Source organism: Aquimarina spongiae (assembly GCF_900141785.1).
GTDB classification, from domain to species: Bacteria; Bacteroidota; Bacteroidia; order Flavobacteriales; family Flavobacteriaceae; genus Aquimarina; species Aquimarina spongiae.
Genome location: NZ_FQYP01000001.1, coordinates 67,963 through 89,476 on the forward strand (window position 1 = coordinate 67,963; position 21,514 = coordinate 89,476).

Here is a 21,514-nt window from a genome sequence, read left to right on the forward strand (position 1 = left end):
AACTAAATATTTATTATAGTGTCTTTGGTAGAGCGTCGTACTTTCTTAAAGTCAGAGAACATATCATCTTCTGCTCGATACCCAACAGGGAGTACCAAAACAGAGGTCAATCCTTTTTCGTCAAGTCGTAAAATTTCATCATATTTTTGTGGGATAAAGCCTTCCATAGGGCAGGCATCAATTTTTTCTAAGGCACATACGGTTAATAAGTTACCCATAGCAAGATAGGCTTGCTTGGCGGCCCAGTTTGCAATCTCTTCTTCAGGTTTGTTTTTAAAAGAATCTACCAGTTGGTCCCTAAAAGGTTTCAAGATTTCATCGGCAGTATTTCTTATGGCTTTTACATTTTTAAAATATGAATCGATATATGTTTCTCCTATTTGCGTTTCGATACAAAAAATAAGTAGATGTGATGCCTGGACCACTTGATTTTGGTTCCAGGAATGCGCTACTAGCTTTTCTTGTAACTCTTTATCCTGTATCACAATGAGTTTAAGTGGTTGAAGCCCATATGATGTAGCAGTTAAGTTAAAGGCCTCGGTAAGTATATCGATTTTTTCTTTTGGAAGAATTTTTTCAGCATCAAATTTTTTGGTAGCATAACGCCAACGTAAACTTTCTATTATATCCATTGGAAGTTTTTTAAATACATAGCAAAGATACTGCGATATGATTTACCTTTGGTACAAATTTATATAAGAAAAAACTATATCATCATCATATGAACACTATTGAAGAATTGATCGAAAAATCTGAAACCAGAATCTTTAAAGCCGTTTTTCCCAATACCACAAATCACTATGAAACCTTATTTGGAGGTACTGCACTGCAATTGATGGATGAGGCATCTTTTATTTGTGCGACTCGTTTTAGCCGAAAAAAGGTAGTTACGATCTCTTCAGATAAAGTTGATTTTGAAAAACCAATTCCTGGAGGTACCATTATAGAGTTAATTGCAAAAGTTGAACTAGTTGGAAGAACCAGTTGTACGGTAAAGGTAGATATTTACAAAGAGGACATGTATAGTTTTAATAGAGAGCTTGCGGTTACGGGATCTTTTAAATTTGTCGCCATTGGTAATGATAAAAAGCCAATTCCGATTGTTGATGCTCAATCATAAAAAAAGGAGATTCTTTTGAATCTCCTTTTTTTATTTTTTTATCCAATTTAGTTCTCCTTCAGTTGTTTAATTTTTATACGGAAAGCAGCAAAGATTAAGGTCATAAAGAAGCTTAACCAATTAAAGATGGCATAGAAGGCATAATCAACAACAGGAACACCTAATACACCACTTTGATACGCTCCACAGGTGTTATAAGGAATAAGCACTGATGTTACTGTACCCGTATCTTCAAGTGTTCTACTTAAGTTTTCTGGAGCCAATCCTTTATCTTTAAATGCTTTTGCATACATACGTCCTGGTACAACAATCGCCAAATATTGATCTGAAGCAGTAGCATTCAAGATCAGACAACTAGCTGCAGTACTTGCGAATAGACCAAATACAGAATCAAACATTTTTAATAATGCTTTACTTATGGTAGCCAAAGCTCCAATAGCATCCATGATACCACCAAACACCATAGCACATACGATCAACCATATGGTACCTAGCATTCCTGCCATACCTCCGGAAGTAAATAAATCATTGAGTTGTGCATTTGTAGTTTCTACTGCAGTATCCACAGTCATTGCTTTCATTACTCCTTGATACGCCGAAGTAAAGGTCAGTTCTGAACTTTCTGTAATATTCATAACAATATCAGGTTGTGCGATTATTGCAGCAATAGCTCCTAATAAAGTACCTGCCAACAAAGCAATCAAAGGAGGTGTCTTCTTTACGATAAGAACAATTACTAGAATTGGAACGATAAACAACCATGGCGTAATGGTAAACGCGCCTTTTATCGCAGCTAATTGTTCTCCTATTTGTGGAGTCCCCGAAGTATCTATCGAAAAACCAATGATGATAAAGACAATAAGTGTAATAGTAATAGTTGGAATCGTAGTGTATGTCATGTACTTGATATGAGAAAACAAATCTCCACCAGCCATAGCAGGAGCAAGGTTGGTAGTATCCGAAAGGGGAGACATTTTATCTCCAAAATAAGCTCCAGAAATTACAGCCCCAGCCGTCATACCCAATGAGATTCCTAAAGTATCACCAATTCCTATAAGTGCAATACCTACTGTAGCCGAAGTAGTCCAGGAACTACCTGTAGCAATAGAGATCACTGCACAGATAATTACACAGGCGGCAAGGAATATTGTGGGATTTAAGATTTGAAGTCCGTAATAAATCATCGTAGGGATAATTCCGCTAATAAGCCAGGTACCTGCCAAAGAACCTACCATTAATAAAATGAGCAAAGCCCCAGAAGTAGATTTTACATTATTGGCTACTTCTTCCATCATTTGTTTGTAAGATACCTTGTTGAAGAATCCTACGATGGCAGCCACGGCTGCTCCCAACAACAGAATAAACTGATTACTTCCGCTCAAAGCATCATCGCCAAAAACAAATACATTATAGAATAGCATAATTACTAAGATCACTACAGGTATGAGCGCTTCCCAAATATTAAGGGCTTTGTTTTCTATAATTTCTTCATTTTTTGGGGTAGAAGGAGTAATGTTTTGACTTTCCATACGTGATTTTCAAAATTTTCGGATGTAATGTTACGATATTAATGAAATTTATGCAACGTATAGGATCAGTTAATTAGTAGATAAAGTAGGTACTTATCATTTAAAAACCCCCTCTTTTTTTGGTTTTTAATACGATATTTTGCTTTTCATCGATTATTTATGTTTTTTATCGATAAAACATTGCTTTTGAACCCCTCTTTTTCTATAAAATCTCGAATACTGTACTACTTTTGAAGTGTAAATGAGAAAAGTAAGAGAAAAAGAAAAATTTGAATTGTTTGTTTGATTGTTTTTAGACTTTTTTTGTCCCTGGAAAAAATAATTCCCCCGAATTATTGACCCCAAAACTTGTTAAAAAGCCTCTTCCCCCAAGAGGCTTTTCTTTTTGAGAATTTCCGTAAAAAATTAACTTTTTTAACACTATTTTTGCTTTTTATCGATTAAATTCGTACTTTGACGATCAATATTGATAATAATGTAATTTTGTTTGTAAGATGTATTACGGATTACCACATATACGACAAGGATTACAACCGAGATAAATTTTTAAAATATTGATTAGCCCCACTGAACTCAACTTGGCTTAAGCCAAAATTAATTACCCCTAATAAAAGGCCTCTACACCATAGAGGCTTTTTATATAGTACATATTTCCTTAAGTGGAGAAAGGACATTTGTTTAAAATTTTATCAAAATTAACCAGATGTTGTGTTCTTTCATTTTTTATAATGAAATTCGTAAAAAACTCTGCTATGTATAATTCCGCTTATAAAGGTTTTGAATTACTATTTCTTTTTGTGCTATTACCCATTAGTTTTTTATTTCCGTATCCAGCATATATAAAAGCTGGACTTACCGTTATATGCTTTATATACATACTTATATTGCTACGAAGAGGAGGTCTGCTAAAATTAAAATTTCCTCCTAAGGCCTATTGGAAATCCTTTTGGAGAGAAATTTTGTTGAAACTTGGGATTATTATCGCCGTAACTGTTCCATATGTGCTATTTGTGGCTCCGGATAAATTATTTTTTGTAATCCTTAAAAGACCACAGTTGTGGGTAATGATCTTGTTTATCTATACATTTTTATCTGTTTGGCCTCAGGAAATTATCTATAGAACATTTTTCTACGATAGATATGAATCTCTGATTAATAACAAATGGTTATTCATCTTTATCAATGCTATTTTGTTCTCTTTGGCTCATATCTTTTTAAAAAGCTTTTTAGTACAATTGCTTACTTTTTTGGGGGGATTACTTTTTGCGTATACCTATCAGAAAACAAAATCAACGACTTTGGTCTCCGTAGAACATGCAATTTATGGTAACTGGTTATTTACTGTAGGTATGGGGGAGATGCTTGCTTTTCCAGGAGTGAATTAACCGTTTAAAAAATCAACCAATTGCCGTACTGCTTTTCCTCGATGACTGATCTTGTTTTTTTCTTGTAGTGATAATTGCGCAAAAGTATGTTCATATCCATTAGGTAAAAAAATAGGATCATAACCAAATCCTTCATTTCCTTTTTTATCAGAGGTTATACTTCCCTCGCAAATCCCTGTAAAGGTATGAAGTGTACCTTCTAGTTCTAATGCGATAACCGTTTTAAAATGCGCCTTTCTATTTGAATTGTTATTTAACGCATCTAGCAGCTTATCCATATTGGCATGATCGTCTTTCTGATCACCAGCATATCGGGCAGAATATACTCCTGGGGCACCATTTAAGGCATCTACTTCAAGTCCTGTGTCATCTGCAAAACAATCATAGCCATAGTGTTGTTTGACATGCTTTGCTTTAAGAATAGCATTTCCCTCAATAGTTGACGAAGTTTCAGGAATATCTTCTGTACATCCAATATCAGTAAGACTTAATAGCTCAATAGACGTAGGCAAAAGTTTTTGCACTTCTTTCAGTTTGTTTTGATTATGCGTAGCAAAAACAAGTTTCATAAGTTAGATTTTTCTTATGGTTGAACTTAAAATGACTCTATCATTTGTTTCTATGCTTCGGCGTCAAAATCCGAAATCCATTTTCCTTGAACTTTTAAAACCTGTTCAATGACATCTCTAACACATCCTTTTCCTCCTTTTTTGAAAGAAACATACTTTGACACTTCTTTAATTTCTGCAACGGCATCTTGAGGACAGGTGGGTAATCCAACCAATTGCATTACGGGTAAATCGGGGATATCGTCACCCATATAGAGTACGTTTTCGGGTTTGATATCGTAGATGTCCATATATTCATCTAGTTGATCTACTTTATGATGAGCTCCCAAATAAATATCAGTAATACCTAAACCTTTTAAACGTTTACGGACCCCTTCATTTTTACCCCCGGAAATAATACAAACGTTAAACCCTTGTTGCACGGCAGTTTTAAGAGCATATCCATCTTTGATGTTCATTGTTCTTAGGAGTTCTCCATCGGTATTGATAATTACGGTTCCATCGGTCAATACACCATCTACATCAAAGATAAATGTGGTGATGTGTTGCAAGTATTCTTTATAGCTTTTTTCCATGTTTTGATTGTATAGCTTTGGTAAGGATAGTATATATTTCTTTTTGCGAGTCGGTATTCATTATTTTTAAATGCCGCGCTATTGTTTGTTGATCATTTCGTATTGCGGGTCCTGTTTGCGCTTCTGTTGCAGGGATTTCCAAGATCTTTTTTGCAGTTTCCTGGATCAGAGGATGCAAAATCTCAAAAGGAACATCATAAGCCTCACATATATCGGTGCCAATAGTATAAAGATGATTAGTAAAGTTATTTACAAAAACAGCCGATACATGCAACACATTACGTTGAGCCGATGTTATTTCATATACTTTGTCGGATAAGGGCGAAGCTAATTTTTTTAATGTATTTAAATCTTGGGTTTCCTCAGCTTCTATACAGATGGGGATGGTACCAAAATCTACAGATTTATCTTTGCTAAAAGTTTGTAATGGATAAAATACGCCTTTTCGGTTATCACCGGCAATAGCATCCATAGGGACGCTTCCAGAGGTATGTACTACCAAACGATTTTGGAAAGGTAGTTTATCCGAAATTTGAGCGATAGCGTCATCGCTAACAGCAACAATGTATACATCTGCATCTTTTAGGGCAGCTATATCGGTTATTATTTGAGTAGCGTCTTGATCGGGATGAAGCGGTATTCCTTTACGATTATAACACTGAATAATATTCACATCTTCCGCCCCATTCAATGCGTGGTATAGGTGTGTTGCTACGTTTCCGGCCCCCAAAAGACAAACTTCTATCATGCGGCAAAAATAAGGAAGTAACCTTAAAATTAAGAATAGAAAACCATTTACTACATGAATTGTTGAAAAATGGGTATTTCCTATTATGTTAAAACGTAAAATACGGTTTAGCTCTAAGACGCATACACTTCTACTACACATCTTATTCTAATTGTTAAATAATACTGCTTTATCCTCATAAAAACCTTAAATTTGCCGAGCTAAAAAAAGAAATCACTATGCAGAAAAAACTTGCAAGTATTTTGTTCTCCACAAGATTAATGGCCATATTGTTTATTGTATTTGCGGTTGCTATGGGAATAGGCACTTTTTTGGAAGATGCACATGGTACCACAGCAGCACGAATTTGGATATATAATACCTGGTGGTTTGAAGCCATAATGGTCTTTTTTGCAATCAATTTTTGCGGAAATATAGTGCGCTATCGCCTGTACAAAAAAGAAAAATGGGCTACATTGTTATTGCATTTATCTTTTATTCTGATTATCGTTGGAGCTTTTGTAACTAGATATGTCAGTTATGAAGGAGTAATGCCGATCAGAGAAGGAGAGACCACATCAAAGTTCCTTTCTGAAAAAACATACTTAACCATTTTTATGGATGGCGAAATTGATGGAGAACCACTCCGTCGTATTGTTTACGAACCGCTAGAACTTGCTGAAGCTACTGGTAATGATTTTACCATTCAGACCGATTATAACAAACAACCTGTTACTATTGTCTATAAAGACTATATTATGGGTGCTGAAATGGGCTTAGTTCCTTCAGAAAATGGTGAAAACTATTTGAAGATCGTAGAGTCAAGTGGAGGGAATCGACATGATCATTTCCTAAAAGAAGGAGAAGTGGCTAATATCCACAATATATTGATGGCTTTTAATGCTCCTACCAAAGGCGCTATTAATATTACTTACAAGAACGATGAATATTTTATAGATTCTCCTTTTGATGGTTCGTATTTGCGTATGGCAGATCAACATCAGGGACTAGTCTTTAAGGATAGCTTACAACCTTTACAATTACGATCCCTATACCAAACTGCTGGGATGCAATTTGTGATTCCAGATCCTGTAATCAAAGGAAATTATGATGTAACACCAATCGAGATTAAAGACAAAGGTCAACAGGATGCTTTAATTTTTGATGTAACTTCAAACGGTGAAACAAAAGAAGTAAAACTACTAGGAGGTAAAGGATATCTTAATGATATGAAACAAGTATCTCTGGGAGGACTAGAGATGTATTTCCAATATGGATCCAAGCAAATGGAACTTCCTTTTTCATTAAAATTGAACGATTTTATTGCTGAAAAATACCCAGGTACAGAGAATGTGTACAAATCCTATATGAGTAAAGTGGATATTGTAGAGAATAATAACTCTAGACCATACGATATTTACATGAACCATATTCTGGATCATAGAGGCTACCGATTTTTTCAAGCTTCTTTTGACCCAGATGAAAAAGGAACTGTGCTATCTGTAAATCATGATCGCTGGGGAACCGGGATTACTTATGCTGGTTATATGTTATTGTATCTTGGATTAATGCTTATTCTGTTTACCAGAGGATCGCGTTTTAAAGATTTGGAAGCGATGCTAAGCAAGGTGAAATCGAAGAAAAAGGATCTAGTTACTATTTTCTTATTAGGTATCTCAATATCCTCTTTTTCGCAAGAAGTACCAGGGCATTCTGATCATGTACAAACTTTCCCTACAAAAGCAGAATTGGATTCTGTAATCAAAACCAATGCGGTAACCAAAGAACATGCAGCCAAGTTTGGAAGTATCGTAATTCAGGATGAAAGAGGAAGAATGAAACCGGTAAATACGTTTTCTTCAGAACTATTAAGAAAAATAAGTAAAAAAGATACCTACGAAGGATTAAACGCGGATCAGGTTTTTGTTTCTATGGTAGAGAATCCATTTGTGTGGTATAGTGTTCCTATTATTGAAATAAAAAGAGAGAATGATAGTCTTCGTAAAATACTAGGGGTACCTACAACAGAACGAAGAGTATCTCTTATCGATTTGTTTGAGCCTGACGGTTCTTATAAATTAGATCCGTATTTGGAAGAAGCTAGTAAAACCAATACTCCAAGTAGTTTTGAGAAAGATTTCTTAAAAACACATGAGAAATTCTATTTGCTAAATCAAGCATTAGGTGGAGGTATTCTTAGGATTTTCCCTGTACAAGGGGATGAAGGAAACAAATGGGTCTCTATGCCAGAACTGAACGAATATAAATTCTCTGGTATGGATTCGGTATATACTCGTCAAATCATTCCGATTTATAGACAGTCTTTGCAAGAAGCTCGTGCAACAGGAGATTACAGTAAATCAGATCAATATGTAGAGAGTATTAAGAGTTACCAGAAAAAATTTGGAAGTGAGGTATTACCTTCAGACAAGAAAATCAAGGCAGAGATCGCTTTAAACAAGTATGATATCTTCAGAACTCTGTATCGCTACTATATGATGATAGGATTGTTCTTGATGATATTTGTGATTTTTAGGATTTTTAAAGAGTCTAAAATCATTAGAGCTCTTATTGTAGGAACCATAGGAATCGTAGTTTTACTATTCATTTCGCATACTGCAGGGTTGATTATACGCTGGTACGTTTCTGGTCATGCTCCCTGGAGTGATGCTTACGAATCTATGATATATGTGGCTTGGATGACGCTTGCCATTGGTTTAGCTTTCGGTAAAAGAAGTAATTTAACCATTGCAGCTACTACATTTGTGGCAGCGATAATATTGTTTTTTGCTCATGAGAACTGGACGGATCCTGCCATTGCCAATTTGCAACCGGTATTGGACTCCTATTGGGTACTTATTCATGTATCTATTATTGTGGGTAGTTATGGACCTTTCTTTGTTGGAGCAATTTTAGGAATTTTGGCATTGTTACTTACGATTCTTACCACAGAGTCCAACAAGAAAAGAATGGAACTCAACATCAAAGAGATTACCATTATCAATGAGATGGCTCTTACTATCGGTTTGGTGATGTTGACGATCGGTAACTTCCTAGGAGGTATGTGGGCCAATGAGAGTTGGGGTAGATACTGGGGTTGGGACCCTAAAGAGACCTGGGCACTGATCAGTATTATGGTGTATGCATTCGTAATCCATATGCGTTTGGTACCAGGATTAAGAGGAAGATGGACCTTCAATTTACTGTCTGTAATTGCTATTTACAGTGTATTGATGACGTATTTTGGAGTGAATTTCTATTTGAAAGGATTACACTCTTATGCGAGTGGAGATAAAGTGATTACTCCAAGCTCGGTATATTATTCTATCGTCTTTATCCTGATTCTAGGAGCTGTTTCGTATTGGAGGCACAATGTGCATTATAAAAAGAAAAAAGAAATTTCGTAATCAGAAATACTCATTCTCAAAAGCCTTGTATCAAACAAGGCTTTTTTTTATTTGTAAATAGTATCCTCTCAAATTAGTTATATTTGAGTATCAACCATAGTTCCAGATTTTGCCAATGGATTTTAGTAAAGAACTTTTGTTTTTATTTAGTGCACTGGGTGTTTGTAATGGTTTGGTGTTGGCGATTTACTTTTTCTTTTTTGCTAGACCCAAACACAAATCGCATATATTTTTAGGTTTTTTATTGTTGTTTTTGAGTATTCGGATTGGTAAATCGGTGTTCTACTACTTTAATTACGATCTGGCCGGAGTATTCGTACAAATTGGGCTAACGGCATGTTGGTTACTAGGGCCATTTTTGTATTTCTATGTAATATACGCAACTTCAAAAAAAGAAATAAAACGACCTTTTTGGGTATACCATACGCTTGGTTTGATATTGATCGCTTTGTTTGTAAACTTAACATACCCGTGGGAAGAGTACAGACCTCTCTGGCAAAACTATTTTATTTTTGGAATTCATCTACAATGGTTAGCTTATCTTGTTGCTGCAGGGATACAGCTATATAGTACATTTCGAAGAAAAGAGATAACTACGACTTCGAATGGTAGTTTCAAAGTTTGGATATTGAGTATTTACTTCGGAAATGTAATCATATGGCTTGCCTATAATCTTTCTCCTTATACTTCGTATATCATAGGAGCGCTTACATTTACGCTAATATTTTATCTGTTGTTACTACTGATTTTGTTAACCAAAAGACGAAAGTCGTTATTACTGTTAGATCCGCCAAAATATAGTAAATCTACTATTGAAAGCGCAGAAGTAGAAAGAATTGTACATGTTCTTGGAGAAGTACTAAAAGAGAATCAGTTTTTTAGAGATCCTAATATTTCTCTTCAAAAGGTTGCTCGAAAAATAGGAATTCAACCCAATAAACTATCACAGGTGTTGAATGTAAATATGAATACAAGTTTCCCGGGAATTCTAGGAACATATCGTGTAGAAGCAGCCAAAAAACTGATCGTAGAGAATCCCGAATACTCTATAGAAAGCATAGGTTATGAATGTGGTTTTAATTCCAAATCTTCTTTCTACAGTACTTTCAAAAAGAATACAGGAATGACACCTGCCATGTTTAAGAAGAAGGCAAACATCTAAAGAAAAAAGTTCAAAATAATTTTTTAGGACTCCTAGAAAGCATTTCCAAACTACTTTGTGAAGCAGACATACTATACTTGTTACAAAACTTATAGTATGAAAGGTTTACAATCGCTTTTGCAATTAGGAATACTATGTCTAACCTGTATGTTTTATGGGCAGGAAAATTATACACATACCCTCACAACATCTCAGGAAAAACAGATCGATAGTTTGTTTGTCGATTATGGGGACCCTAATAAACCCGGGGTAATCATGGCCATTCTACACAATAACCAATTAGTGTATCAAAAATCTTTTGGATCAGCAGCAATAACACCAAACACTCCTATCACAAAAGAAACAAAATTTCAACTAGCGGTTATGGCCAAGCACTTTACTGCTTATGCCATTTTGCTTTTAGAACAACAGCAAAAATTGTCTGTAGATGATCCTTTATATACGTATGTGCCAGAGTTAGCTAATCTGCCTTCATCCATACGTCTTAAAGACCTGCTTCGAAATTCTGATGGATTACACGATTATAATGCGCTAAAAAGAATAGCGGGAAAATCAAATGATGTTGGTATGTCGAATGCGGATATCATTAAGGTTTTAAAAAATGTGACTTCTTATAATTTTGAAGCAGGGAAGGATTATGAATACACAGATACAGGAATGATTCTATTAACAGAAGTTATTAAGAAGGTAACAGGAGTAAAATTTTCAGAGTTTATGCGAAAAGAAGTATTCGAACCTGCGGGTATGATGAACACCTTATTCGTAGATACTAAAAACACGGTTCCCATCAATGTAGCGATTCCTTATGTAAACCGCAACGATCAGTATGTAAGAGGAAAGATACTGGATCATGTTTATGGGGTGTCGAATTTTTTTTCTACGATCGAAGACTTAGTGAAATGGGAACAAAGAATCCTAAATGCTAAGGGTCAGGAAAATGGAAGATTGCTTATTAAGCTCAATGAATTGGTAGCTTTGGATACCGGAAGAAGATTTCGTACTTCTTTGGGCAACCTTACTTATGGGCAGCAATTTGAACATAAAGAAAGAGGATTGAGCTCAACGTATCATACGGGTAGTTACTCGGGTTATGCGAGTTCAATGTTTAGATTTCCGGATCAGAATTATGCCGCAATTGTGTTAAGTAACAATGGATTGGAGTACAATGGGTATTTTGGAGTGTTGGCAGCACATATTCTGCTGGAAGATCAGTTTACAGAACCTACTTCGATAGACATAAATACCTTAGATATCAAACCTATTACTTCACAAGAATTACAAAAATATGCCGGGAACTATTGGGACCAAAAAGGAGGGTTTTATCGTAAGCTTGAGGTAAAAAATGATACCCTACACTATGTAAGGACAAACGGATATGTATCTCCACTGGTACATTTGGGAAATCATAAATTTCAGATGGTGTTGGATTGGGATGATAAAATCTTTATCACTTTCAGTACAGATTATAAAACCTTTGATTTTGTAAATGGTGAGGCAGAGCCTATTCGATTTGAACGATTTGTATGGAACGAAATTACCGAGGATAAGGCTAAAGCCTATGTAGGAACTTATTATTGTGAAGATTTGCAAATAGGATATGATATTGCATTTCAAAATAATCAGTTGATCATGAAAAGTATACATAACGAAGATGTTGTACTCACTCCAATAATGAAAGAGTTGTTTCATGGAGACCAGTGGTATATGCGCAGCATTACCTTTAAGAGAAACCCAAAGAATTCAGTTTTGGGCTATTACACTTCAATGAGCGATTTGAATGGAGTTTGGTTCAAAAGAATAGAGTAGAGATCTAAAAAAAGAATTTAGAAAACCACTCAGTTGAGTGGTTTTTTTTTTTAAAAAATTCTGATTAACAACGTGTTATTTGAGTGTGGTTTTAGTTTTCAGGTTTTGTGTAAGTGACGATATCAATGCCAATACCATTGGGGTCTTCTATAGCAAAATGTCGATCTCCCCAGGGCTCATCTCTAAGTGCTATTTTGATTTCAATTCCCTTTTCCTTTAATTCTTGATATAGAGTATCTACATTTTCTACTTCGATAGTAAAATACATACCAGTACCAGCGTATTCAGTTTGGAAAAAGGGTTGTTGGGTGTGGTGGTTGGATTGTGTAAACGAAATCGAAGCTTGTTTGTTTGGAGTGTGTAATAAAAGATAGAATTCATTTTCGAAAGCCACTCCAAATCCAAGGTGATTGGTGTAAAAGGCTTTGCTTTCTTTTATTTTGTTGGTGAATATTCCTGCGTTCAGATTCATGATGCTTGTTGTTTGTGCGTGTACTGATCCAAATGAAATAAGTACAACTGCGATTACTATTAGATTTCTCATTTCTTATGTTTTGATAACACAAACTTAGCGTAGGATGGAAGAGAGGAATTGTAAAAATCGGACAAAGACTAGCCAAAGGCTTCAGATGGAGTAACCCCATAAAACGTTTTAAAGTTTTTGATGAAATGGGCTTGATCAAAAAAACCGACATCAAAATATAGTTTATCCTCTTTTAGGCTTTGTCTAGAAGGTTTTACATTCAAAATGTACTGAAACCGTACTACATTGCTGAAGGATTTTGCGGTGGTACCGATATAAAAATTAAAAATTCTACGTAGTTGTCGTGCACTTAGACCAGTATCCAGTTCTCTTTCAGTGTCTAGAAAACCATTTTTCTGAAAAATAAGATCTAAAGAATTCAGGAATCGAGTATCGTATTGCAACTGCTGATTTTGGATGATATCCGCTAATTTATCACTCAAGATGGTAGTAATATGAGCAAATGAATCAGATCGCTTTATTTTTGCAAGTATCCAATCAGAAAGTTCGGGCAATACTACATTCAATGGTGGTGATTGATTACTTAATGTTTTGGCATCGATCCCAAAAAGAAGAGGAAAGGCAGCAGGCAAAAACCGAATCCCAATATAATCAAAGTGAGTACCAATAGGGAACTCGGTATACTTTCTACAGAATCCCATGATAAAATTATCTGAAGGCTGATTGTGATCAAAAAAGATATCGATACATCCATCAGAGACCACTCGGTATACAAAGGGTTTTTGAAGAGGTTTAGGTGTTTTTAATTGCCAAAAACAATACACAAAATTTTCGATAGTAGGACTGGGCCGAATTTCCTGATATACAACTTCTTTGTCTTCAGTTTTCACTGTAGGTTGAATAGGTTTGTAATGGTTTTTTATGATTTCAAATTCTTTCATGTCATGTTGATCGAATTTTTCTGAAAATACAAAACATTATTCTTCCACAGGCACATTATCTGTATTATTGATTTCCCAGATGGCATCTTCATACATCGAAGTATATTGAATATTAAATTTCCATTTTGGATTAAGGCTGATGGGATCTAGCTCTAAATATTTGGTAAGTTGAGGTAATTTGGCAATAGGGATATCGAATTTGTAAATGACTAAGGTTTCATTAGAGGATAGGGTAGTATAATCTTCTACAGAAGCAGTTTCTGCAATATTACCATACTCTTCTATTTGTGGAAATTTTTTAATCGCAAAAGCATCGAAGTCTAGTTTGTACTGCTCTTTTTTATACAGAATATTCGCCTTTTGCACAATGGCAGGTCCCAGCCCTTTGTTTTTTACCCATTGGGTAAATGAAACGATAGAGTCTCCTGTAGTTTGAGTAATTCCAAAGGATAGACGAGGTTTAACCGAAAGCTTGCTTTGTCGGTTAATAATATTGGTTTGATAAATAAAAATAATCAATGTCAGGATACTCACAATCATTGCTGAAAGACTTAGAATTCTTTCTGTCTTGGGAAACTTTATTTTCATGAACCGCAATCGTTAATTTGTTTTACTTTTTCTATTTACAATGAAGAATACAAATAAACACTATTTTTTCGGTTTTTGCATTTTATACGCCAGAACTAAAGAAGATGCACATGATTCTTGACGAAGTACTATTTTGGTTTTTCCATTTCATATAGATCAAGCCCTTTTCCCCAATAATTTTTTTCGATTCGATTGGTGTTAAATCCAAATATTTCAAAAAACTGATAGGCATGTTGTGAGGTGGTTACTACAAATTTTTCTACGTTACTGTGGTTGTTTAGCCGCTCTAGGCAATGGTATACAGCCTGTTTTCCTAGTCCTTGCCCTGCATATTCTGGATCAAAGAAAATCCAGGTGATTCGCCCAGATTTGTCATTTTTATTTACATAATATCCTGTACCGCCCACAATACGATTGTCAACCTCAATAGTCAAATAAGTTGAAGCGTTTTTCTGTAAATACGTTTCAAAATCTTTGATTTCTTTTTTATCAAAAAATAGAGGAGTATTCAAGGCGAAAACCCGTAATAGTTCTTCTTTGTCAGCTGATGTATAAGGTCGGATCATTTTATGTATTAATACTAAGATCTAAAGTAGTGTACGTCTTTTATTTGAAATAGCTATTAGTTTGATTTCTTCCAGGATTAAAATACATCGGTTGTATATCCAACAGCACTACTGATCTTTTGAATAAACTTTCTATTGCTTTTAGATATTCCATGAACAGTATACATAGTTTTACCTTCGGCATTAAATAATCTCAAAACGTCAAACATACCATAGTACTTGGTTTTTGCTATTTGTGACCAAGGATAATTAACACTATTCCCTTTTTTGATGATTGTAAAACCATCTTTGTCATAGCTAATCTTCGTGCCTATATATCGAATTAAGACTAAACCAACATATGCACCATATCCGGCAAAAAAAGTAATTACAGGAATACCACCAATAGATAAAAAGCCTTCTTTTTGTATTAAGGTTACCATCCAAAAGATGGAGAATATCGTTATAAAACAAAAAACAAGCACAACCACATAAGTAAGTAATTGGAGGAGTGGGGGATTGAGTATGATGTCTCCAGTTACCTTGTTTTTGTGAATTTGCCTTTCTGAAGCTTCTTTGGTCATACGTCTTTTTGATTATTGATAGGGAATCTCTAAGGTAATGAAATAGTATTGAAGTATTTTGTTTTTATTAGGCCGTTAAAATAAAAAACTATACATCTTCATTAATTTCAATCCAATAGCCATTAGGATCTTGAAAATAGATCTGTTTGATTCCGTCTTTTCGAACATAATCTTTATTTGGCGTATCTCTCCAGTCAGAGTAGTCGATGTTTAATGCTTCCAGATGTTTAATAAATGGACTTAGATCTTCTGTGGCCAGTGCAAAATGAACGGCTTTATTCGTTTTTATCTCCGCATCCGGGCGAGGAATAAGATGCAATTGCTTGCCTTCTCCTAGGGATAACCATCTGGTTTTTGAGTTGGATGCTGTATTCTCAATTTCATCAAGTTGCAGTACTTTTTTATAAAAATCAATAGATTCGTCAACATCTTTTACCGAAAGCGCAATATGATTGAATGAAAAAGTAGGCATTTGTTTAGCTATATTATTTTGATACAATATTCTACCCTTACAAAGTTCTTATTTTTTTGATTGTAATAACTCTTTTACCATTAATTTTAGCTCCAAAATTTCTTTTTCTTGTTTAGCTAATGCAGAATTTTGTTGTTCTATTTCCTTTTGTTGTTGAATGGTATACAGCGTTAGCTCTTCCACTTTTTTAAGAAGATTCATGTCCATTTCAGCAAGTAGCAGCCCATTTTTTTTGAACTCTTGAGCTGATGGAATTTCTGGTAGATGACCATGTTTTTTGATGTAGTTTTTTACTTCTTCAATACTTCTTAAGTCATAACTTTTGGCAAACACATAATCTGGTGCAGGAATATTCAGGTCGATTTTAACCTCTTTGGCGTGAATATTTCCATTTACCGTTAACTTCATGTCTGGATTAGTTGTTCCAATACCTACATTTCCAGCAGTGCCATAAGGGTTTGGGTCTAAAATAATGTGATTTTGTGAAGAAAGTTTTAAACTGGTATTTAGACTTTGGGAATTTGATCTTGTTGCTTGGATTTCGAAGAAACCGTTTTCCTCTGTTTTGAACCTAGCCAAAGATGTACTTCCTTCAATTCTTAACTTAGCATCAACATTAGTGGTTCCAATTCCTACTCCATTACCATCTCCCTTTACAATCATTAATTTTGAATATCCATTATTACTATTGAAAAGAATATCTTGAGAATCTCTAGTCTCAATTTCTAAATCCCGACCATAACTTCTGATTTCATTTGTTCCTCCAATATTATTCCGAAATAACAAGAACCCATCAGAGTTACCAATACTCATTGTTTTAGAACTACCAAATATTTCTAAATTGAAATTAGGATTAGTAGTGCCTAGACCTACGTTTCCATTTTCTGAAAAAACTATTTTATCATCGATACCTCCAGGTTGAAATCTGATCTTTCCTACTGAAGATCTAAGGATCAAACCATTGGAGAGTTGACTATCAGTTCCAAGAACACCGGCCCTTGTCCAGGTACTTACCTCATTGTAATTTGGAGATGTAGAAAGCAGGTATACAGAGTTACCCGGTAGTCCGTTACCAATAGAAATTCCTCTTCTGGCCAAATTTCCTTCACTACTATTATTTACTTCAATAAAAGTAGTTCCGTTGTGGTTTTTTTCAACATCCAAAATTGCACTGGGATTAGTAGTGCCAATCCCCACGTTTCCTGTAGTTCCTATTTGATTTTGTTGTGCATATATTACAAGGTTAGTCAAGAATATCAGGATACTTAGATTTAATTTTTTCATTATACGGTTTTTATTGCTACTAAAACTAAGTGTCTCATATCCTAAAAATGTTACGTGAGTTTAACGTATTTGTTATAAATATTTCAAATTAGATACCATAAACACAATATGTTTTCGAACTGATGTTAACTATCTAGCCAGTGATGAGTCTATTTTTTCTTCGGTCTAAAAGGTTGTATAACATCCTCATTACATTCCAGATATGGACCGTTCATAAGATCTATACAATAGGGTACAGCGGGAAAAACGGCATCCAAACATTCTCGTATCGATTTTGGCTTTCCAGGTAGATTGATGATTAAACTTCCTCCTCTAAGACCTGCCGTTTGTCGTGATAGAATTGCAGTAGGTACATATTTTAGTGACTCCGCTCTCATAAGCTCTCCAAAACCTGGCATCATGCGATCGCATACAGCTTCGGTAGCTTCTGGTGTAACGTCCCTTTTGGCAGGACCTGTACCTCCTGTGGTCACCACCAGACAACAATTTTGCTGATCAACCATATCAATGATGGTTTGTTCAATTACTTCTTGCTCATCAGGAATGACCTCATATACTTCAGTCCAATCAGAAATCAGGTATTCGTTAAGGGTGTGTATGATTGCTTTTCCGCTTAGATCTTCGTACACACCTGCACTGGCTCTATCACTTACCGTTATAATTCCTATTTTGATATCGTTGTTTACTTGCATTCAGAATAATCTTTTGTTATGGTTAGTTTAAGCCTTGGGAGGCACATTCATTCATCTTTACTTTTTTAAATAGTGCTATAGTGCTTTCAAAATGAGTACTAAAGTAGCGAAATTACAATGATTTCAATGTTACTTATTGAGTAGGTTTAGTCTTCTACATATTCTAAAATATCCCCAGGCTGGCAATCCAATGCTTTACAAATAGCCTCTAGTGTTGTAAATCGAATTGCTTTAGCTTTGCCTGTTTTTAATATAGAAAGATTTGCAGGGGTGATCCCCAGTATTTTTACCAGCTCTTTTGATTGCATTTTTCGTTTTGCAAGCATCACATCTAGGTTAACTATTATGGCCATAATTATATAGTTAATTCGTTTTCTTCTTGTAGTGAAATTCCCTTTTTAAATACATCAGCCAAAAAGAACATAAAATACCCCAAAATCAAAAACACTAATAGTTCTGTTGATAAAAGGTCAACAACTCGACTTGAAGTTTTTGCCCAGGCGAGAAAAGCGATATCAATAAGTAATGTACCAAATGCAAAAGCAAGAAATGATTTTCCGGCCTTTTTAAATGCTGAGCTCACTTCTTGTTGAAAAATTTTCTTTTCCGCCAGTAATTTTGTGGTGTTATTAAGTTGATAGAGCCCCAAGATGATAAATCCAAAAACCAGAATATAAGCTATAGCAAAGATGAGATATGCGGTTATCGAAATCTGTACGTCACTGTTGGCGATATTGACCTTTGAGAAAAAAGGCTCTTCCGGCAAACTCCATTTTTTTATCAATTGAAACGTCCATTGCAAATCATCGGTTAGTTTACCAATAACGAAGATAATTCCGATAATGTATATGGTGTTAAAAGCCTGAATTCCTGTACCTGTTTTTTTTGATGTACTACCCATTTTAAAAAATATTTTGTTATTGCTAATCTATAAAAAATTATTGAAAAACAATAATTAAATATTTAAAAATGATAAAAATTTAATTTCAAGAGTTGATTTTCAGATAGTTGTTTTTTTGATGGAGAAGATAAAAGAACTTTATAAACACTTTTATAAAACGAAGATTAGACAAGAAGGTAGTAAAGATGAATAGCACCAAGTTCCAGAACATTCAAATCAGGATTGTTGGATTGAATTAGTCCGATTTTTTTGATCGGAGTAAAATGAAAATGGTTCCACCAAGAATCATTATATAATAAGATGGGGAAATAGGTATTCCACTAGTATATTGATCCCAAATGTTGAACACTCCAAGAAAGATGATAAAACCAGCAATTATTTGTGACCAACCAATTGATTTTCCTTTACCTTTCATAAATTCCTTTTGAGTTGTGCTTAGTGTTTAGTAATTTTTTCTAGTTCTTTCAGGGATACCTTGGATTTGTTTCTATCATACCAAGCCGACCATATTTCAATTATCTTCTTGTCCAACACGGGTGTAAGGTTTTGAGTTCGATGAATTCTCCTACGTGTGATTTTGGTCTTTTTTTCGAACAATGATGAGGTCTTACGAGCATAAATGTCAATTTGAATAGAATAATTTTCGTCGACCCTTTCAGATTGGTAATATTGTGAATACTCTTCTGGTGAATAGGTTATAATTGTATCATTGTTATTTGACCAAGCCTTTTCTACTTCATATTGGATCCATAATCCTCGTATTAGAAACTCGGTAATGGAGTCTTTTTTACTCGAAATGTCGTTTTGCGAGAAAGTAACAGTACTAACAAGTACCAAAATTATTAATGTCAGATTTTCTTTCATCACATTAAGCACAACGGTTTGTGTATGAAACGTAGCGTGTAAAAAGACGCTAACTTTTCGAATTATCACAGAGCCGAATTTTTATATTTTGTATTTAACTTATCAAACTTAAAAGCCAAATTTAAAATTTGGCGATCTACCTAAATAAACATGAACCATTCGGAAAGCCCTTATTAGCTATGTTTTATACACGTTGTTGCCACACGTATTTTTAGCGGAAGTATCCTAAGTTTTCCAATTCTGAATACCTTGTTGATATTTCTGATATTGCACTTTCGCTTAGTAATTCGGCAGTTGTATTTTCGTAAATTTTATATGAACCAGTTCCACTTCTGCAAGTTTTTACTTCTTGATTACTATCTCTCAAAGCATAAATTCTTTTCCAATCACTTTGGCTTAGTAGTTCCGATTGGAGTTGTTCAGTATAGTCTTTATTATTAGAGATTTTATAATTAAGTGATTCAATCCGCCAATCCGATATTTTTTTTGATTTCAAGGTATCAAGTTCCTTTATCATCTGGGTAAGCTCAATTTTTAGATTTTCCTCGATATACTTTTTCTTTTGTAAGTCGTCATAAATCAAAGCGTCAATTACATACAATTGAACTTGAATATTCGGATAATCAACTATTTGTTCTAATAAGTCTCTTCGTTGGTATCTAATTAACTGAATAGTAGCTTGCCTTCTTTGAGTTGCCATACCTACAGTTGAGTATTCGCAAATCCAACCATATTCATCTCTAGTTCCTACGCCAATTAATTCATAGTAAGCTTTTAAAACATCTTTTGGTTCAGCGATAGATAATTTTAAAGAGTCGGGTAGGTTTGGCAGGTATGTATGAGCATATTCTAACCAAACATCTTTATCAAAATAATTCGTATTCGTTTCTTTTGATGTGTTTGATATTTGACTATGATATTCCATCACTTTATTGTTGAAACTTGTCAGTACAAAATCTGCAACACGACCTTGTTGTACATATTCATACTTGGTCAGTAGACTATCTTTTCGCTCGTAAGCATAATGACCTTTATTTGATTTGCTGAAAGCCTTCAGATTTTCCCAGTCTAATGATTTTAGTAGGTCAGAAGTGGCAATTGGTTTTTGTTCATTCTGTTCTGATGGGAATTTTCCGAAATCAACAGTTTGAGCACTTAATATTGAATTGAAAGCTAAAGTTAAAATGATAAAACTGATTTTTCTCATATGTGTGGCAACGGTCTATGTATGGTGCGTGCTTCGCATGCACTATACACCTTGTTATAGCGTGTTTTTTTCTTTTTCAAACCATTCAATAGCAATGGTCTTTGTTTTATTTCTATAGAATTTAGTCCATTTAGATTTGATATTTTTATCTTCAATTCCATTCGTCAAATATTCCATTTCCACTCCAGCCTTAATTCCTTTTTTGTAGAACTCAATTCCATAATTTTCAGTTGAATCAATTAAAGATTTATAGTTCTCTTTAAGTTTTTCTTTGAAGTCTGTACTTGAATCTATGAAGTCAGATATAATTTCAAATCGTTGCTCTTTAGTCAGTCTAGGAATGAAAATATGAGTATCATAGTTCTTTTCATTGGCTATAATAGCTTCTTTTATATCCCTTTCTTCCTCTTTAGTTAGTCCCGATTCATATTCCGATTTACATTCTGAAACTAAAGAGTGATCAAAAATATGAACTCCAATAACTTTTAAATCTCTCTTTCTTAAATAGAAAGTTTCGTTCATAGAAGTAAAGGAGTAAGCAAAAGCAGAAATCAAGAATTCTATATTTGTGTTTTGCTCTTTCATATTTAATGTGCTACAACATTTAATATATGTGTCGTAGCAGGGCAAAATATTACCTTGCTTTTCGATTTTTCTGCACATTGGTTGCTA

23 protein-coding genes are annotated in these 21,514 nt (G+C 34.5%); 5 read left to right on the top strand and 18 right to left on the bottom strand.

Features of this window, described 5'->3' with window-relative positions; all coding sequences use genetic code 11:
* Nucleotides 1-2 precede the first annotated feature (2 nt).
* The gene (locus BUE24_RS00290) at nt 3-632 is read right to left on the bottom strand and encodes an NAD(P)H-dependent oxidoreductase (protein WP_073312399.1); all 630 of its coding nucleotides are present in this window, start codon (nt 630-632) and stop codon (nt 3-5) included.
* Nucleotides 633-721: 89 nt separating this feature from the next.
* On the opposite strand from BUE24_RS00290, the gene BUE24_RS00295 reads away from it, so the two are divergent.
* On the top strand, nt 722-1,120 hold the full coding sequence (locus BUE24_RS00295; protein ID WP_073312401.1) for an acyl-CoA thioesterase: 399 nt from the start codon (nt 722-724) through the stop codon (nt 1,118-1,120).
* 47 nt (nt 1,121-1,167) lie between these two features.
* On the opposite strand, the gene nhaC is transcribed toward BUE24_RS00295, so the two are convergent.
* The gene (nhaC, locus tag BUE24_RS00300) at nt 1,168-2,649 is read right to left on the bottom strand and encodes a Na+/H+ antiporter NhaC (protein ID WP_073312403.1); all 1,482 of its coding nucleotides are present in this window, start codon (nt 2,647-2,649) and stop codon (nt 1,168-1,170) included.
* A 752-nt stretch (nt 2,650-3,401) separates the two neighbouring features.
* Here nhaC and BUE24_RS00305 point away from each other — a divergent pair.
* A complete protein-coding gene (locus BUE24_RS00305; RefSeq protein WP_073314359.1) occupies nt 3,402-4,034 on the top strand; it encodes a CPBP family glutamic-type intramembrane protease in 633 nt (210 codons plus the stop codon).
* Here BUE24_RS00305 and BUE24_RS00310 read toward each other — a convergent pair.
* The 3 genes from BUE24_RS00310 to BUE24_RS00320 are packed head-to-tail and all read right to left on the bottom strand — an operon-like array spanning nt 4,031 to nt 5,926.
* Nucleotides 4,031-4,603: a non-canonical purine NTP diphosphatase gene (locus BUE24_RS00310; RefSeq protein WP_073312404.1), complete on the bottom strand. Its 573-nt coding sequence runs from the start codon at nt 4,601-4,603 to the stop codon at nt 4,031-4,033. The genes BUE24_RS00305 and BUE24_RS00310 overlap by 4 nt on opposite strands.
* 50 nt (nt 4,604-4,653) lie before the next feature.
* The gene (locus BUE24_RS00315; protein WP_073312406.1) at nt 4,654-5,178 is read right to left on the bottom strand and encodes a KdsC family phosphatase; all 525 of its coding nucleotides are present in this window, start codon (nt 5,176-5,178) and stop codon (nt 4,654-4,656) included.
* Complete coding sequence (locus BUE24_RS00320; RefSeq protein ID WP_073312408.1) at nt 5,162-5,926, bottom strand: Rossmann-like and DUF2520 domain-containing protein; 765 nt, start codon at nt 5,924-5,926, stop codon at nt 5,162-5,164. The genes BUE24_RS00315 and BUE24_RS00320 overlap by 17 nt, the downstream gene beginning before the upstream one ends.
* 218 nt (nt 5,927-6,144) lie before the next feature.
* Between BUE24_RS00320 and BUE24_RS00325 the strand changes: the two genes are divergently transcribed.
* The 3 genes from BUE24_RS00325 (at nt 6,145) to BUE24_RS00335 (ending at nt 12,280) form a co-directional block, all read left to right on the top strand.
* On the top strand, nt 6,145-9,312 hold the full coding sequence (locus BUE24_RS00325; protein WP_073312410.1) for a cytochrome c biogenesis protein CcsA: 3,168 nt from the start codon (nt 6,145-6,147) through the stop codon (nt 9,310-9,312).
* A gap of 115 nt (nt 9,313-9,427) precedes the next feature.
* Entirely contained in the window at nt 9,428-10,474 is a 1,047-nt protein-coding gene (locus tag BUE24_RS00330; protein WP_073312412.1) for a helix-turn-helix transcriptional regulator, read from the top strand.
* Nucleotides 10,475-10,570: 96 nt separating this feature from the next.
* Nucleotides 10,571-12,280, top strand: coding sequence for a serine hydrolase domain-containing protein (locus BUE24_RS00335; protein WP_073312414.1), 1,710 nt, complete (start codon nt 10,571-10,573; stop codon nt 12,278-12,280).
* Between the two features lie 91 nt (nt 12,281-12,371).
* Here the strand turns inward: BUE24_RS00335 and BUE24_RS00340 are convergent, their stop codons facing one another.
* From BUE24_RS00340 to BUE24_RS00405, 13 genes are all read right to left on the bottom strand, one after another.
* Nucleotides 12,372-12,752, bottom strand: a complete 381-nt coding sequence (locus BUE24_RS00340) for a VOC family protein (RefSeq protein WP_073314361.1) — start codon at nt 12,750-12,752, stop codon at nt 12,372-12,374.
* 140 nt (nt 12,753-12,892) lie between these two features.
* Nucleotides 12,893-13,705, bottom strand: coding sequence for an AraC family transcriptional regulator (locus tag BUE24_RS00345; RefSeq protein ID WP_073312416.1), 813 nt, complete (start codon nt 13,703-13,705; stop codon nt 12,893-12,895).
* A 36-nt stretch (nt 13,706-13,741) separates the two neighbouring features.
* Complete coding sequence (locus BUE24_RS00350; protein ID WP_073312418.1) at nt 13,742-14,293, bottom strand: hypothetical protein; 552 nt, start codon at nt 14,291-14,293, stop codon at nt 13,742-13,744.
* A gap of 128 nt (nt 14,294-14,421) precedes the next feature.
* The gene (locus BUE24_RS00355) at nt 14,422-14,859 is read right to left on the bottom strand and encodes a GNAT family N-acetyltransferase (RefSeq protein WP_073312420.1); all 438 of its coding nucleotides are present in this window, start codon (nt 14,857-14,859) and stop codon (nt 14,422-14,424) included.
* 77 nt (nt 14,860-14,936) lie between these two features.
* Nucleotides 14,937-15,422 carry a hypothetical protein gene (locus BUE24_RS00360; protein ID WP_073312422.1) on the bottom strand — a complete coding sequence of 162 codons (486 nt, stop codon included), beginning with the start codon at nt 15,420-15,422 and terminating at the stop codon, nt 14,937-14,939.
* A gap of 88 nt (nt 15,423-15,510) precedes the next feature.
* The gene (locus tag BUE24_RS00365; protein WP_073312424.1) at nt 15,511-15,894 is read right to left on the bottom strand and encodes a VOC family protein; all 384 of its coding nucleotides are present in this window, start codon (nt 15,892-15,894) and stop codon (nt 15,511-15,513) included.
* A 48-nt stretch (nt 15,895-15,942) separates the two neighbouring features.
* Entirely contained in the window at nt 15,943-17,178 is a 1,236-nt protein-coding gene (locus BUE24_RS00370; RefSeq protein WP_073312426.1) for a hypothetical protein, read from the bottom strand.
* Nucleotides 17,179-17,327: 149 nt separating this feature from the next.
* A complete protein-coding gene (gene mog / locus BUE24_RS00375) occupies nt 17,328-17,870 on the bottom strand; it encodes a molybdopterin adenylyltransferase (RefSeq protein WP_073312428.1) in 543 nt (180 codons plus the stop codon).
* A 146-nt stretch (nt 17,871-18,016) separates the two neighbouring features.
* Nucleotides 18,017-18,223 carry a helix-turn-helix domain-containing protein gene (locus BUE24_RS00380; RefSeq protein ID WP_073312430.1) on the bottom strand — a complete coding sequence of 69 codons (207 nt, stop codon included), beginning with the start codon at nt 18,221-18,223 and terminating at the stop codon, nt 18,017-18,019.
* A 2-nt stretch (nt 18,224-18,225) separates the two neighbouring features.
* The gene (locus tag BUE24_RS00385) at nt 18,226-18,771 is read right to left on the bottom strand and encodes a DUF2975 domain-containing protein (RefSeq protein ID WP_073312432.1); all 546 of its coding nucleotides are present in this window, start codon (nt 18,769-18,771) and stop codon (nt 18,226-18,228) included.
* A 435-nt stretch (nt 18,772-19,206) separates the two neighbouring features.
* Nucleotides 19,207-19,704, bottom strand: a complete 498-nt coding sequence (locus BUE24_RS00395; RefSeq protein WP_139241882.1) for a hypothetical protein — start codon at nt 19,702-19,704, stop codon at nt 19,207-19,209.
* Between the two features lie 142 nt (nt 19,705-19,846).
* Nucleotides 19,847-20,842, bottom strand: coding sequence for a hypothetical protein (locus tag BUE24_RS00400; protein WP_073312451.1), 996 nt, complete (start codon nt 20,840-20,842; stop codon nt 19,847-19,849).
* 54 nt (nt 20,843-20,896) lie between these two features.
* The gene (locus tag BUE24_RS00405; RefSeq protein ID WP_073312453.1) at nt 20,897-21,427 is read right to left on the bottom strand and encodes a hypothetical protein; all 531 of its coding nucleotides are present in this window, start codon (nt 21,425-21,427) and stop codon (nt 20,897-20,899) included.
* Nucleotides 21,428-21,514: the final 87 nt, after the last annotated feature.

What these genes read in the sequence shown, in the direction of transcription:
- BUE24_RS00290 (WP_073312399.1), bottom strand. Translation starts at nt 632, where the DNA reads ATGGATATAATAGAAAGTTTACGTTGGCGTTATGCTACCAAAAAATTT.
- BUE24_RS00295 (WP_073312401.1), top strand. Translation starts at nt 722, where the DNA reads ATGAACACTATTGAAGAATTGATCGAAAAATCTGAAACCAGAATCTTT.
- nhaC (WP_073312403.1), bottom strand. Translation starts at nt 2,649, where the DNA reads ATGGAAAGTCAAAACATTACTCCTTCTACCCCAAAAAATGAAGAAATT.
- BUE24_RS00305 (WP_073314359.1), top strand. Translation starts at nt 3,402, where the DNA reads ATGTATAATTCCGCTTATAAAGGTTTTGAATTACTATTTCTTTTTGTG.
- BUE24_RS00310 (WP_073312404.1), bottom strand. Translation starts at nt 4,603, where the DNA reads ATGAAACTTGTTTTTGCTACGCATAATCAAAACAAACTGAAAGAAGTG.
- BUE24_RS00315 (WP_073312406.1), bottom strand. Translation starts at nt 5,178, where the DNA reads ATGGAAAAAAGCTATAAAGAATACTTGCAACACATCACCACATTTATC.
- BUE24_RS00320 (WP_073312408.1), bottom strand. Translation starts at nt 5,926, where the DNA reads ATGATAGAAGTTTGTCTTTTGGGGGCCGGAAACGTAGCAACACACCTA.
- BUE24_RS00325 (WP_073312410.1), top strand. Translation starts at nt 6,145, where the DNA reads ATGCAGAAAAAACTTGCAAGTATTTTGTTCTCCACAAGATTAATGGCC.
- BUE24_RS00330 (WP_073312412.1), top strand. Translation starts at nt 9,428, where the DNA reads ATGGATTTTAGTAAAGAACTTTTGTTTTTATTTAGTGCACTGGGTGTT.
- BUE24_RS00335 (WP_073312414.1), top strand. Translation starts at nt 10,571, where the DNA reads ATGAAAGGTTTACAATCGCTTTTGCAATTAGGAATACTATGTCTAACC.
- BUE24_RS00340 (WP_073314361.1), bottom strand. Translation starts at nt 12,752, where the DNA reads ATGAATCTGAACGCAGGAATATTCACCAACAAAATAAAAGAAAGCAAA.
- BUE24_RS00345 (WP_073312416.1), bottom strand. Translation starts at nt 13,705, where the DNA reads ATGAAAGAATTTGAAATCATAAAAAACCATTACAAACCTATTCAACCT.
- BUE24_RS00350 (WP_073312418.1), bottom strand. Translation starts at nt 14,293, where the DNA reads ATGAAAATAAAGTTTCCCAAGACAGAAAGAATTCTAAGTCTTTCAGCA.
- BUE24_RS00355 (WP_073312420.1), bottom strand. Translation starts at nt 14,859, where the DNA reads ATGATCCGACCTTATACATCAGCTGACAAAGAAGAACTATTACGGGTT.
- BUE24_RS00360 (WP_073312422.1), bottom strand. Translation starts at nt 15,422, where the DNA reads ATGACCAAAGAAGCTTCAGAAAGGCAAATTCACAAAAACAAGGTAACT.
- BUE24_RS00365 (WP_073312424.1), bottom strand. Translation starts at nt 15,894, where the DNA reads ATGCCTACTTTTTCATTCAATCATATTGCGCTTTCGGTAAAAGATGTT.
- BUE24_RS00370 (WP_073312426.1), bottom strand. Translation starts at nt 17,178, where the DNA reads ATGAAAAAATTAAATCTAAGTATCCTGATATTCTTGACTAACCTTGTA.
- mog (WP_073312428.1), bottom strand. Translation starts at nt 17,870, where the DNA reads ATGCAAGTAAACAACGATATCAAAATAGGAATTATAACGGTAAGTGAT.
- BUE24_RS00380 (WP_073312430.1), bottom strand. Translation starts at nt 18,223, where the DNA reads ATGGCCATAATAGTTAACCTAGATGTGATGCTTGCAAAACGAAAAATG.
- BUE24_RS00385 (WP_073312432.1), bottom strand. Translation starts at nt 18,771, where the DNA reads ATGGGTAGTACATCAAAAAAAACAGGTACAGGAATTCAGGCTTTTAAC.
- BUE24_RS00400 (WP_073312451.1), bottom strand. Translation starts at nt 20,842, where the DNA reads ATGAGAAAAATCAGTTTTATCATTTTAACTTTAGCTTTCAATTCAATA.
- BUE24_RS00405 (WP_073312453.1), bottom strand. Translation starts at nt 21,427, where the DNA reads ATGAAAGAGCAAAACACAAATATAGAATTCTTGATTTCTGCTTTTGCT.